Origin of the sequence: Aeromonas sp. Lyrl_2, assembly GCF_051948815.1 — a bacterium.
GTDB classification, from domain to species: domain Bacteria; phylum Pseudomonadota; class Gammaproteobacteria; order Enterobacterales; family Aeromonadaceae; genus Aeromonas; species Aeromonas veronii.
In genome coordinates, this window is record NZ_JAYJLJ010000007.1 from 145,449 (window position 1) to 157,679 (window position 12,231).

At 59.3% G+C, this 12,231-nt stretch carries 5 protein-coding genes, 5 tRNA genes and 1 riboswitch; of the genes, 2 read left to right on the forward strand and 8 right to left on the reverse strand.

Annotated features, from left to right (window positions below; all coding sequences use genetic code 11):
• The first annotated feature begins 171 nt into the window (after window positions 1–171).
• Window positions 172–2,355, forward strand: coding sequence for an ExeM/NucH family extracellular endonuclease (locus VF684_RS08405; RefSeq protein ID WP_376899806.1), 2,184 nt, complete (start codon window positions 172–174; stop codon window positions 2,353–2,355).
• 171 nt (window positions 2,356–2,526) lie between these two features.
• Here VF684_RS08405 and VF684_RS08410 read toward each other — a convergent pair.
• The 8 genes from VF684_RS08410 to VF684_RS08445 form a co-directional block, all read right to left on the reverse strand.
• Window positions 2,527–2,602, reverse strand: a tRNA-Ala gene (locus VF684_RS08410).
• A gap of 34 nt (window positions 2,603–2,636) precedes the next feature.
• Window positions 2,637–2,712 (reverse strand) — tRNA-Ala (locus VF684_RS08415).
• A gap of 48 nt (window positions 2,713–2,760) precedes the next feature.
• Window positions 2,761–2,836, reverse strand: a tRNA-Ala gene (locus VF684_RS08420).
• Between the two features lie 65 nt (window positions 2,837–2,901).
• Window positions 2,902–2,977: transfer RNA gene (locus VF684_RS08425), tRNA-Ala, on the reverse strand.
• Between the two features lie 28 nt (window positions 2,978–3,005).
• Window positions 3,006–3,081, reverse strand: a tRNA-Ala gene (locus VF684_RS08430).
• A gap of 740 nt (window positions 3,082–3,821) precedes the next feature.
• Window positions 3,822–5,738: a glycoside hydrolase family 19 protein gene (locus VF684_RS08435; RefSeq protein WP_376899804.1), complete on the reverse strand. Its 1,917-nt coding sequence runs from the start codon at window positions 5,736–5,738 to the stop codon at window positions 3,822–3,824.
• Window positions 5,739–5,817: 79 nt separating this feature from the next.
• Window positions 5,818–8,799 (reverse strand): M66 family metalloprotease, encoded by a 2,982-nt coding sequence (locus VF684_RS08440; RefSeq protein WP_376899802.1) that lies wholly within the window; start codon window positions 8,797–8,799, stop codon window positions 5,818–5,820.
• Between the two features lie 72 nt (window positions 8,800–8,871).
• On the reverse strand, window positions 8,872–11,475 hold the full coding sequence (locus VF684_RS08445; protein ID WP_376899800.1) for a glycosyl hydrolase family 18 protein: 2,604 nt from the start codon (window positions 11,473–11,475) through the stop codon (window positions 8,872–8,874).
• 104 nt (window positions 11,476–11,579) lie between these two features.
• Window positions 11,580–11,667: riboswitch (cyclic di-GMP riboswitch) on the reverse strand.
• A gap of 315 nt (window positions 11,668–11,982) precedes the next feature.
• On the opposite strand from VF684_RS08445, the gene VF684_RS08450 reads away from it, so the two are divergent.
• Complete coding sequence (locus tag VF684_RS08450; protein ID WP_234916379.1) at window positions 11,983–12,150, forward strand: hypothetical protein; 168 nt, start codon at window positions 11,983–11,985, stop codon at window positions 12,148–12,150.
• The last annotated feature ends 81 nt before the right edge of the window (window positions 12,151–12,231 follow it).

Consider the following 12,231-nt stretch of genomic DNA (forward strand, 5'->3'; position numbering starts at 1 on the left):
CAAAAAAATCATACTGTTACTGGGATCATAAAAACGCTTTTCCTCATCTTCCCAGATTCGTTTAATGTGCGTTGGCTCACTGGTATGACATGCCAGAAATGTGACAATGCGCGCCCTTGGTCAACGAGCCAAGGCTATGGAATCACTGGCAAAAATAAAAAAGGAACACCTATGAAAGGTACTCGTACCCTGCTGTCGCTGGCCGTGGGGCTGGCACTTGCATCCTCAGGCGCCCATGCGGCATTTGTCTGCCCGTCCGATCCGGCTCAACTCACCCCCATCCCGACCATTCAGGGCACAGGCTCCGCCAGCGCGCTGGCTACCCAGACTGTGACCGACAAGAACGGTAACGTGACCGGCAAAATCAGCCCGGGCACCTTCAACGTTCGCGGTATCGTGACGACGCTGGGCCAAAGCCTGACCAAGGGGTTCTATCTGACCGACCCGGTGGGCGATGGCAATCCGGCCACCTCTGATGGCATCTTTGTCTATCTGAACGACAAGGACTTCGCGACCAAATATAAAGACATCAAACCGGGGGCTGAACTCTGCCTCGAAGCCAAGGTCGAGGAGTATTACGGCGGCACCCAGCTCAAACCCACCTTCGAATCCAGCAAAGCCCGCCTGCAAGTCACCGCACAAGGGCTGAATGTGCCGACCAGCGTATTGCAGGTCAATGAAGGGGAGACGCTGGCGCAAGCGCTCAATCGCCACGAAGGGATGCGGGTACGTCTCGACAGCAGCAGTGACCTGCACCTGACCCGCAACTATGGCTTCGACTACAAGGTCTATCGCAACAACGTAGAGTTGGCCCACAAAACCCCGCTGATCAAACCGACCCAACTTCATGTTGCCAGCAGTGCGGACGCTGTCGCACTGGCCACCAAAAATGGCAGCAACCGTCTGGTAGTTGAGTCTGATTACAAAGCACCGGATGGCGTACTGCCCTGGTTCCCGAGCTGGGATGCCGATCAGGGTTATCTGCGCATCGGTGATCAACTGACCGGGCTGGAGGGGGTGATCGTATACAACAAAGATGCCTTCCGTCTGGTGGTACCGAGCGATATCACCCTGACTGCCGGTGCCCTGCTACGCAGCCCTGAAGAGGATCGTCAAGACGCGCCGGCTCGCCTCGCTGGCAGCGATCTGCGGATCGGCAGCTTCAACGTGCTCAACTACTTCACCAGCCACTCCAGCATTGGCGGCGCACTCAATATCCTGTGCAAGGATCAGGCGGATGCCGATAACGCCAAAGGTTGCAACCGGGGTGCCAAGAGCCAGCCCGAGTTCGAGAAGCAGCGCACCAAGATCGTCAATGCCATTACCGCAATGGATGCCGATCTGCTTGGCCTGATGGAGATGGAGAACAACGGCTTCGAGGATAACTCGGCCCTCCACAATCTGGTGACCCGCCTCAACGAACAGCAGAAGGATGCGAGCAAACACTACGCCTATGTGCGTCTGCCGGTCACTGCCCTTACCGATGGCAAGTTCTTCGGCGGAGACGCCATCATGGTGGCGATGATCTACCGTCCTGCCCTGCTCACCCCCAGCGGAGATGCCAGCGTCATCAAGCTGCCGGAGCAGCGCTACACCACTGGTGGTGTGGCCAAGACAGCCGGTCAGCGCGACTCGCTGGTTCAGACCTTCACCCTAGCCAAGAGCAAGGAGCCGTTGACGCTGGTGGTCAACCACCTCAAATCCAAGGGGTCAGGCTGCTACGAAAATGGCGATGGCAAGACAGAACCGGCCGATCTGCAGGGCAAGTGCACCGAGTTTCGGGTCTCTGCCGCCAAGGTGCTGGGTGAAGCGGTCAGCAAACTGCCGGGCCAGGTGCTGCTGGTTGGCGACTTCAACTCCTACGCCAAGGAAGATCCGATCCGGGTTCTGACCGACTACAACCCGGCCACCAGCGAGCGGAAGATCGTATCGGCCTCTCACACCTTTATCGGTGATCAGTCCTATGAACAGCTCGGTCGCGAAGTGACTCGCAGCTACGGCCTGATCGATCTCAACGTCAAATTCAACAAGGAGAAAGCCATCTCCTACAGCTACGACGGGGAGCTGGGCACCCTGGACTATGCCCTCGCCAACCCGGCGCTGGCCAGCAAGGTAGCAGGTGTCGCCGACTGGCACATCAACTCCTTCGAGAGCTCCCTGTTCGAATACGGCAGCCAGTACACCGGCACATTGCTCAAGTCTGACAACCCCTTCAGTGCCTCCGACCATGATCCCATCATCGTCGACCTGAGACTGGAGAGCGATGCCACCAAACCGGACACCTCCTCAGGCGGCGGTGCACTGGGACTCGGCCTGCTGGCCCTGTTGCCACTGGCCTGGCGACGTCGCCGTTAACCACTGGCGTATCTGAATAGTGCAAGCAAAGCCCGCGAGTCTCGCGGGCTTTTTCATTCAGGTCATTGGATTTACAAATGAAAGGCGCGGACGTATGGAGAAAATAAATGATGGAGAAAACAAAAAGGCCACCGCGGTGCGGTGGCCTTTGTATTTCTTGTAACAAGAATTTGGTGGAGCTACGCGGGATCGAACCGCGGACCTCTTGCATGCCATGCAAGCGCTCTCCCAGCTGAGCTATAACCCCGATTTGTGTGAATGACCGGCAGTCACTCTGAATTTGGTGGAGCTACGCGGGATCGAACCGCGGACCTCTTGCATGCCATGCAAGCGCTCTCCCAGCTGAGCTATAACCCCAAATTCGGCACTGAATGAATGGTTCTGGCGGCCATTCATCCTAAATGATGGTGGAGCTACGCGGGATCGAACCGCGGACCTCTTGCATGCCATGCAAGCGCTCTCCCAGCTGAGCTATAACCCCACAAAGGTCGGCCTGGGTGATACACACCACACTGCCCTGGGTATTCAGTACAACAATCAGGAATCTGGTGGAGCTACGCGGGATCGAACCGCGGACCTCTTGCATGCCATGCAAGCGCTCTCCCAGCTGAGCTATAACCCCTTTGATTCCAGATTGTTCGAGGATAATTTGGTGGAGCTACGCGGGATCGAACCGCGGACCTCTTGCATGCCATGCAAGCGCTCTCCCAGCTGAGCTATAACCCCAACTCACCTCGGCGCTGACGAAGTTATCTCCGGCAACGGAGGCGCATGATAGGCATCACCCGCTTTGCTGTCAACCCTAAAATAACCGCGACTGATTCGTTTAGTCAAAATTGCAGCAGTTCGCTGTTTTTACCAGCAAGGCGCGTGCTATCTCTCTGTTTTATGTCACAAATCGGCTCAAGCAGCTATACAGGAGAGGCCGTGCAGCAAGCCTCTTTCCCCGTGCAACGCCCCCGCTCTCAGGCCTCTTTTGCTGGCTGATCATCAGCTTCTCCCCCGTCACTTCGGGAAAGCCTTTCCATAAAGGGCATTGCATTTGAAAACCCTTTCCATGATTTTTGTAAATTTACAACACAGAAAGTTGATCTGGCTCACAAATGACCATAGGATCAAACCGTGACCCAGGTCACACATCATAACCATAAATGACAGAGCGATGAGGTAAACCATGTTTGAGAATCTGGCAGTCCTGTTCCACCTGCGCGGTGCAACTACCAAGAACGGCGTTGTAGAGAAAGATGCCTATGCCCCCTCCACCCGTGAATACTACTTCCGCTACGGCAAGTAATTGCTGAAAGCCTTTCACGGAAAATGTAATAAAAAAACAACACACATCATCACACAGCCCTTTCGAGGCGCTGTCCTGTCCGGGCCAGATGTTCCACGGCCAAACCTGAACTCCACCAAACAAGAATGGGGCCCGCAGGCCCCATCTTTTATTGCTTCGGCTTAATGCCGGATCACAGCTTGATCCAGGCATCACTCCACGCGGTTCCCTTGCCCGGCTCATAGGCCCAGGCGGCACCGGCACACCAGCCGGTGTAGGGGTGCGGTTTGCACTCGTAGCTGGCACTGCCGTTGCTGACCCGCTCGCCCGCCTTGTAGGGAGTCCCCTCTTTATAGGCCGGATAGTCAGGCGGCGTTACCCCCCCCTCCTCCCCTTTCACCAGCAGGCTATGGGTAGTGCTGCGGCTCAGATTACCTTCATCAGTGACCGTCAGTTTGATATCCAGTTTGGTATCGCTGGCCGGCTTGGGCAGGGTCAACTCCAGAGTGACCTGATCCAGAGCCGGGGCAGAGGCACCAGCTGGGATTGTCCAGGCATAAGTCAGCGGCTTGCCTTCCGGATCGCTGGAGTGCTGGCCGGAAAGGGTCACCTTGCTGCCACCTTCGGCCTGCGCCGGGCCAGTGATATTGGCCACTGGCGGCAGGTTGGTGCCACCGCCGTTATCCTCGATCACCACCTCCGGATAGAAGTGCTGAACGCAGCGACTGTAATCCCCCTCCTTGAAGGCGCTGAAGCGGGTCTGGTAGCCCACCAGCTTGCACGCATAACTCTTGCCGCCGTTGGGGTTCTCTGCCACATAGCTCCAGTCCTGCTCCCAATAGATGGGCAAGGCACCGGCGCCCTTGTCGTCAAACACCTTCATATTCTTGCAACCCAGCACTTCGTCGGATGGCACCGCCACTCCGAGGTAGTTGGCAAACTCGCGGTAGTAGTTGATGCGGTTCTGGGACTGGGCGTGCTCGACCGGGCCGCCGCACTCCACCCCGCCATTGATGATCTGGGTGGTGACCCCGAAGCCCGGCACCAGACCGTTCTGCTTGTCATGGTCATTCGGCTGCCAGGTGCCATCGATGACATGGAGCATGGAGGGCTTGGGCGGCTGCGGATAGGTATAGAAGAACACCGCACTGGCGAGGTTCAGCCAGGTGTCGGCAACCAGATCGGGGCGGTCTAGCAGGGTGCGCACCGTGCCGAACATCGCCTCGGAGAAGGGGCCATAGTTGTAGTTGTAGGAGAGCTGCTTGGCACCGCGGCCAAAGTAGCTCTTGAACTCGCCATTGTCGAACGTACCGCACGGCCACTGCTGACCCTGCCACACATCGGGACGGCACTCGGCGTTGTAACCGCCGCGCATGGTCTCATTCCATCCCATCTCGCGCACGTAGACCAGTGCCTGACGCCACTCGGCTTCCGGGCGCCAGTTTTCATGGCCACCGGTCTCCTGGGCGAAGTGGGCGAACATGGTCGCCAGGGTCTTGCGGCAGATAGCATCGGCATCGCGGCCATCGCTGTAGTCGCTGCACAGGGCCGGGAACTTGGCCGCCGCTTGCAGCAGGCCACGATAGGTGTACTCGGGGGCGCGTAGCGGGAACAGGTAGTTGAACTGGCTCTCGCTCAGCAGGCTTTCGACCCGCTTGACGTTGCCCGGGTTGTCGGCACGACCCGGCTGCACCGCCTCGACCACCAGATTGTCACGGGTAGCGATGGAGGCCTTGACCGCTTCCATCGCCGGGAAGTCGGTCAGCGCCTTCTCTTTGGCATCAAGCTCGGCCTGGCTCATATAGACAGGGGTAGTGCTGCCATCCGGTGGGGTAGGTGTCGGCGGATTGGGCTTGTCATCGCCGCCGGTGTCCGGTGGGGTCACTTCCCCTTCGCCGACAAGCTTCCACGGAGTATCCCACTCATTGGCGGCCGCCATGCCCGGAGTCTGACCCGGGTTGACCCACCACTTGGCCTCGAAAACCTGGCCGTTGTAATTGACCTGGCTACCGCCCGGATAGGATTTGTTGATGTCGTATACCTCGGCCGCCCACAGGTGGCCGCTCAGCATCATGCCGGCAAGCAGAAGGGTGATGCGGTTTTTTTTCATTATTGTTGCTCTCTATGGTTTTGTGGCAAAAAGCGGAGCCCGCCTGAACAGGCTCCGCCATCTTCATCATGGACTCAACCTAGGGGCAGCTTGCCGCCCCGACATCCAGCCAGACATCGTGCTTGCCCGGCTCGTTGCCTTGAGTCCACCACTTGGCCTTCCACTGACGGCCGTTGTGGTTGGTCAGCTCCCCGCCGTTGTAGGCAACGGTCGCGCTCCAGCCCAGCTCAACCTGACTCGCCAGCGCCCACTGATCGGCGGCGCGGCCCGGTTCATTGCCCTGAGTCCAGTACTTGGCACGCCATACCAGCTGGTTGTGACTCACCTTGTCACCGCCGTTGTAGACCTTGCTGGCCTGCCATGCGGGAACATTCGCCGCTTCCGGATCTGTGGTGTTGCAAGAGCCGTCGACCACGGGCTCCAGCGTCAGCACGATGCGCCCTTCGCTCTGATGTACCCCGTCCGAGACGCTCACACTCAGCTCATGCTGCTCGCTGGTGGTGACAACTGGCGGTAACAGACGCAGGTTGGCACTGGTCTCGCCGTCCGCCTGCCAGCCAGCTGGGAAGTGCCAGCGGTAGCTGAGTGCATCCCCCTCGGGATCGCTCGCCTCAGCAGTGATGGTCAGCCACTCACCGCCGATGCCGCCAAGCTGCGCCGGTACGGTCACCACAGGAGGCTGGTTCTCAACCACGCCCTGCTCCAGCGGCCGCCCGTTGACGGTAAAGGAGAGGGTCTGCTGCGGTGGCAACAAGCTCTGCTGTACCAGCGTCTGGCCACGGCACTGGATGGTGGCGCGACCGGGCTCGCTGGCGGTAGGCAGGTTGATGTGGAACTTGTTCATGACGCTGCTGGCCGCCCGGTGATTGGCCAGCCTGAAGCGCTGCAGACCATCGCGAGTCTCCACCTGCAACTGGCAGTCACTGCCGGACAGGGTGTTGCTGTCATCCGGGTAGGTGAAGCCGTAGGCGCCGTGCAGCGCCGGATAGATGTAGCTGGGCAGACTCCCCTGCGGGTCGTAATAGCCCACCAGGGTGGTCACCGGCACGCCGAACTGCTCGGGCTTGCGCGCAACCTTGGTATCGATGGGGGAGACCTCCACCCAGCTCTGGCCATCCGAGGTGAAGCTCTTCTTGAAGCCCCTGCTCACCAGGATATCCTTGCCGTTGATAAAGAGGTGGCTGTTGTAACCGGCCCCGTGATCGATGGTCAGACTGCGCCCCCGATTGTCCGCAGAGGCAACCGGCACCCGGATATCGCGGGTCCAGCGACCATCCCACATGGCTACCCTGACCAAGCCGTAGTCCGCCAGCAGGGCGCTTAGCCCGGCCTCGCTCAGGGCATCCATGGGGGCATCGACCTTCTCGATCCCCTCGATTGTGTGCTGATAGGGCTCCATTCTGGCCGTCGCACTGTTCCACTTGCTAAAGCCGGTGGCCGAGTTGGCATCGAACACCGCTTTGCTCTCCAGAAAACGCTGGATGATGGCGGCGGAATTGGGGGTATAGAGGGTGAAACGGTTGGCGCCAGAGAGGGGGCTGCCACCCGCCATTGCATCGTAGCCAAACTTGCGGCCATCGAACGGTGGCTGGCACTGGCCATCCAGACAGGCATCCTCATTGGTGCGGGTCGGCGAGAAGTTGGGGATGAAACGGTGTTTGTCACTGTCCCAGCCCCAGCTGGAGTTGAGCTGATCGGCACTGCGGTGAACCGAGCCACGGAAGCCATCCACATAGTGGCCAAGGCCAAAGTTATGGCCCACTTCGTGGCTGAACTCGTTGCCCAGCGAATCATCCAGCGTGACGATGCCACCGCCGCCGGAACCACCGTGCACCTGAACCCCATTGGCATACTTGCCGCGGCTGTTGTGCGCCGTCAGCTGGGCCACCACAAAGGGATGGCTCCCCTCCCCTTCACCGGCACTGCTGTTGATGCCGTAGTTGGCATTGTCGATGCCGTGGGAGATAAGCTCCTTGCCGATGCGCTGGCGCATGGTGCCGCCATGCCAACCCCCCTCGCTCGGGTCAAAATCGGTCAGCAGGGTGCCGTTGGGCAGCATCACCTCAGGCAGGGAGAGCGGCGCATACTGACTGACGATCAACCGGCTGGCCGGGATGGTCTGGAAGTATTCGCGATGGGCCTCCTTGTCATTGGCAAAGGCAAAGCGATCCCTTGGCGTGGTGAGCATGCCGATGTCGATGGTGTGCAGCAGCAGCTCGCCGGGGGCACCGACTTTGATATCACGCAGTTCACCACTGAGGTTGCCCTGCCGAACGGAGAGGCTCAGTCCGGGCTGGATCCACTCTGCGGGCAGCTCGCCACTCCAGGTATCCGGGGCATAGGTGATGCGGTTGTTCTCCAGCTCCCCCTCACGGAACCACTGCCCCTTGGCAAACTTGAACTGCAGGCTCTGGCCACGGGAGATCGTCACCTGCCGCTCGCCATAGAAGATCGTCGAGTTGTAGCCTGCGCTGGAACGCAAGCGCACCATCTTACCCTCCAGCTCCGGGCTCACGGGCAGGTAGATATCCCGAACCCAGCGGCCGTCGGCAGTCTGGATCTCCACCAGCGCGCGACCAGTCAGCCGCTCCTTGAGGAAGGCGCCGCTCTTGTCGCTCAGTTTGGCCAAATCAGCACTGCTGCTGATGATGGCAGTGCTGCCGCTCTCCGGTACGAAGCTCACTCCGCCTTCGGGAACCCCCGCGAGGTGGTAGACCGTCTCGGGCAGCGCCGACGGCGGTGACAAGGTCAGGGTGCCAAGCAGCGTGCCGCTGCCGTCGCGGGCCTCCACTGTCATGGGGGTCACCCCGTCGGCCTGGAGCGGTTGCACCAGCAGCAGGCTCTTGCGCAGGCTGGTCAGGATGGGTTGGCGATCCCCCTCCTTGGGATGGGACGGCAGGATCTGGCTCTGGGCAAACTGCACTCTGACAGCCAGACTACCCGCCAGATCGCTTTGTGGTGTCGTGTCATTAAATATCAGGGGGGCGCTGCCAGCAGACAAAGGGGCTGCCGCCAGCGTTGCCATAATGAGGCCGGCTATCGGGGTCATGTATGTAGTCATTTATTTTCTCGTGTTGATGGCTACCGGGAAGGAGGGGCATGTCGCCATGCCCCTGTCATCAAGCGGGAGGTATTACTTGCAGCTGGCGGCGCCGATATCCTGCCAGACCGCAGCCTTGCCGGGCTCATCACCGCGAGTCCAGTACTGGGCCTTCCACTGGCGACCATTGTGGTTGGTCAGGTCACCGCTGTTGTAGGCGACATTGGCATCCCACCCCAGTTGCACCTTGCTCACCAGCGTCCACTGATCGGCAGTGCGGCTCGGTTCGTTGCCCTGAGTCCAGTACTTGGCTTGCCATACCAGCTGGTTGTGGCTCACCTTGTCACCGCCGTTGTAGACCTTGCTCGCCTGCCAGGCAGGCCAGTTGGCGGCATCCGGATCGGTGGCCGAGCAACCGCCACCACCGCTGACCGGCTTGACCGTCAGACGGGTGGCGGCACTGGTATCCAGCGCGCCGTCGGAGACGGTGAGGCTCAGTTCATAGGCGGTATCGCTGGTGACGTTCGGACCGGTGACCACCAGAGTGGCACTGTTCTGACCGCTGGCGGTGAGGCTGGCAGGTACCGTCCACTGATAGGTGAGCGGATCGCCGTTCGGGTCAGATGCGGTCGCCTTGAGGGTCACCTGCTTGCCGGACTCCACGGAAGCGGTAGCCGGCAGGCTCACCAGTGGCGGCAGGTTGGGCTGCGGCGCCTTGTTGGTGACCACCACCTGATCGCGGGCAGTGAGGTTGTGGTCGTCGGTCACTGCCAGCTCGAACACCAGATTGATGTCGGCGGACACCGCATCGAGTACAACCCGGGCCTTGGCCTGAGTAGCATCCAGCAGGGCCGCCTGCGGGCCGGAGACCTGCTTCCAGCTATAGGTGAGGGCGCCATTTTCCGGGTCGTGGGACGCGGAGCCGTTCAGCGTCACCTCGGTCGGGCCGGTGACACTCAGATCGCTGCCCGCATTGGCTACCGGCGGCTTGTTGGCTGGCGGAGTGACCCCTTCACCGTGACCGAGGCCTTCATGCATGGCGTTAAGGATGTCGCCGTTGTCGGCATCGATCTCCCAGGAGAAGAGCCCGCCCAGCTTGTTGGCCAGCACGTATTGGCCTTTCGCCTTAACCGAGCGCTCGTCGTCATAGGTGATCAGCTCGCCGGTGGAGGGCTTGAACAGGGTGGCCGCTTCGGCAGTCTCGTCGTAGTTGTACTCCCAGCCCGCCCCCATATGGCTGTTGACGATGTGGCGATAATCCAGCACGCCATCTTCCCAGGTGCCCTTGATCTTGCCGGTGGCGGTGCCGGTGAAGGGATCGTTGCCCTGATATCCGCTCACCCCTTTCCAGCCGCGACCGTAGGCGGCGGCACCGATCACCAGCTTCTCGGAGTCGACCCCTTGCGCCAGCAACTGCTGCACCGCTGCATCAGTGTTGTAGCGCTTGTTGGCCGAGCCGTTGGTGGCCTGATAGAGGTTGGCCTGATGACCCAGGGAGGTATTGCTCCAGGCACCGTTGTAGTCGTAACTCATCACGAAGAGGTGGTCCATGTACTGCTGGGCAGCCTTGTAATCCACATCCTCAATCTTGTCGTAACCGGCACCGATGGCAGAGGTGAGCTGATAGGTGCGACCGGTCTCGGCCTCCAGCTCGTCGAGCATGGCGCGCAGATCCTTCATGATCAGCACATAGGTTTCACCATCTTTGGTCTTGTCCCCCAGATTGGGGTTGGCGCCATCGCCACCCGGGAACTCATAGTCGATATCGACACCGTCGAAGAACTTCCAGGTCTGCAGGAACTCTTTGACCGAGGCGACGAACACATCACGCTTGGCCTTGTCATGCATGAAGAAGAAGGGGTCGGAGAGGGTCCAGCCACCGACGGAGGGGAGGATCTTCAGGTCCGGATAGGCCTGTTTGAGGGCCATCAGATTACCGAAGTTGCCCTTGTAGGGCTCATCCCAGGCGACCAGTGACCCCTGCACTTTTTGCAGCGCGGCCCAGGGATCGTGAATGGCGACCTGGAAATCCTTGCGCCCGGCACAGGCACGTTGCAGCGCCTGGAAGCTGCCGGCAATCTCTTTGAGGCTGTCGTTGAGGCCATCACCGCCACAGATCGGGGTGAAGCCATAGAGGATATGGGTCAGGTTCTGGGCCGGCAACTTGTCCACGGTGAAGTTGCGATCATAGACCCCCCACTCCACATAGTAGGTACCGACCACCTTGCCGGACTTGTTGACATAGGGTTTGTTATTCTCCTGCAGGGCAGGCTTGAGCGGTGCGAGGTGGCTGCCATCGGTATCGGCGACCACGATCTCCTTGGCATCAGACAGGGTGCAGCCATCGCCGTTGCACAGCGCGACCTGCATCTGATAGCGGCCACCCTTGTGCACCTTGAAGGTGGCAGTACCGGCGGCGGAAGAGGGACCGGACCAGACTTCCTTGCCATCCAGCAGCACCTTGGCACTCTGGCCGATATCGCCGTTCCAGAGATTCCAGGTGACGGTCACATCGGCGCCATCCTTCACCTTGACCAGCTCGTTATAAGCGGTCGCGGACTGGCTGACTTCGACGATGGCAAACTTGGTGGGGCCCCAACCGATGGCGGGTTTGCCGGGAGCTGCCGCATAAGCGGCGGAGGAGGCGAGCAGGGTGCCGACCATCATGGCCAGCAGTGCAGGTTTTGGACTTAGCATATTGCTTTCCTTTTCGTTTCGTTATGGGAAAAACGAAAGGGCAACGCAACACGACAGGTGACACAAAAACGGCCACCCCTTGGCAAAGGCAGCCTGCATTCTACTGTGGTGGCCCCGCTATCCTAGGTCGTCTTGACCCTTAGACCGGAAGCTTTGCGTCCCGACTTTTCAATCGGTTTGCCCTTGTCACAACGTTATTTCTGGCGATAAATAATCGCCGATTGACTGTAGGGTAATTCTGATAAGTAAGCAAATCGGACCATTGCCAGCCCACCGGTTACCAACCCCGACAATTACCCACTTTCAAGAAATTAATGTTTAAAAAACAGCCGGATATGCAGACATAATCTCATCACCTCCAACCAGATACCTCACACCATTTTTTTGATCTGCATCACACCAAATTGAGAAAAATCAATGAGTAAGAACAATATGCGACAAAAGACCCATCTGTATCGCAACTAATGAATTTATAATCGCCGCTTTGCATGGCCAGCAGGTGTCTTCATGCCCAGCGAATTGCCCTCACGCACCCGGTTATCCAGATACGACAAATTTGTTCGTTTGACGATTTATGCCTTGCCACTGGCCGGGATGATCTGGCTTATCAACAGCCTCAATGGCTGGCAAAGGGCAGCGTGCGGCACAGATGCCAGCTATCGGGGAGAGCATTAATCACTAGGCAAGAGTGAGCACTTTGCAGGGACACGAGAGAAGCTGAGTGGGGAAACCGGTTGGCAGGCCCGCCAAGATTTG

Excerpts from the sequence above, each read along its gene's own strand:
- VF684_RS08445 (WP_376899800.1), bottom strand. The coding sequence starts at position 11,475 with ATGCTAAGTCCAAAACCTGCACTGCTGGCCATGATGGTCGGCACCCTG.
- VF684_RS08450 (WP_234916379.1), top strand. The coding sequence starts at position 11,983 with ATGCCCAGCGAATTGCCCTCACGCACCCGGTTATCCAGATACGACAAA.
- VF684_RS08440 (WP_376899802.1), bottom strand. The coding sequence starts at position 8,799 with ATGACTACATACATGACCCCGATAGCCGGCCTCATTATGGCAACGCTG.
- VF684_RS08405 (WP_376899806.1), top strand. The coding sequence starts at position 172 with ATGAAAGGTACTCGTACCCTGCTGTCGCTGGCCGTGGGGCTGGCACTT.
- VF684_RS08435 (WP_376899804.1), bottom strand. The coding sequence starts at position 5,738 with ATGAAAAAAAACCGCATCACCCTTCTGCTTGCCGGCATGATGCTGAGC.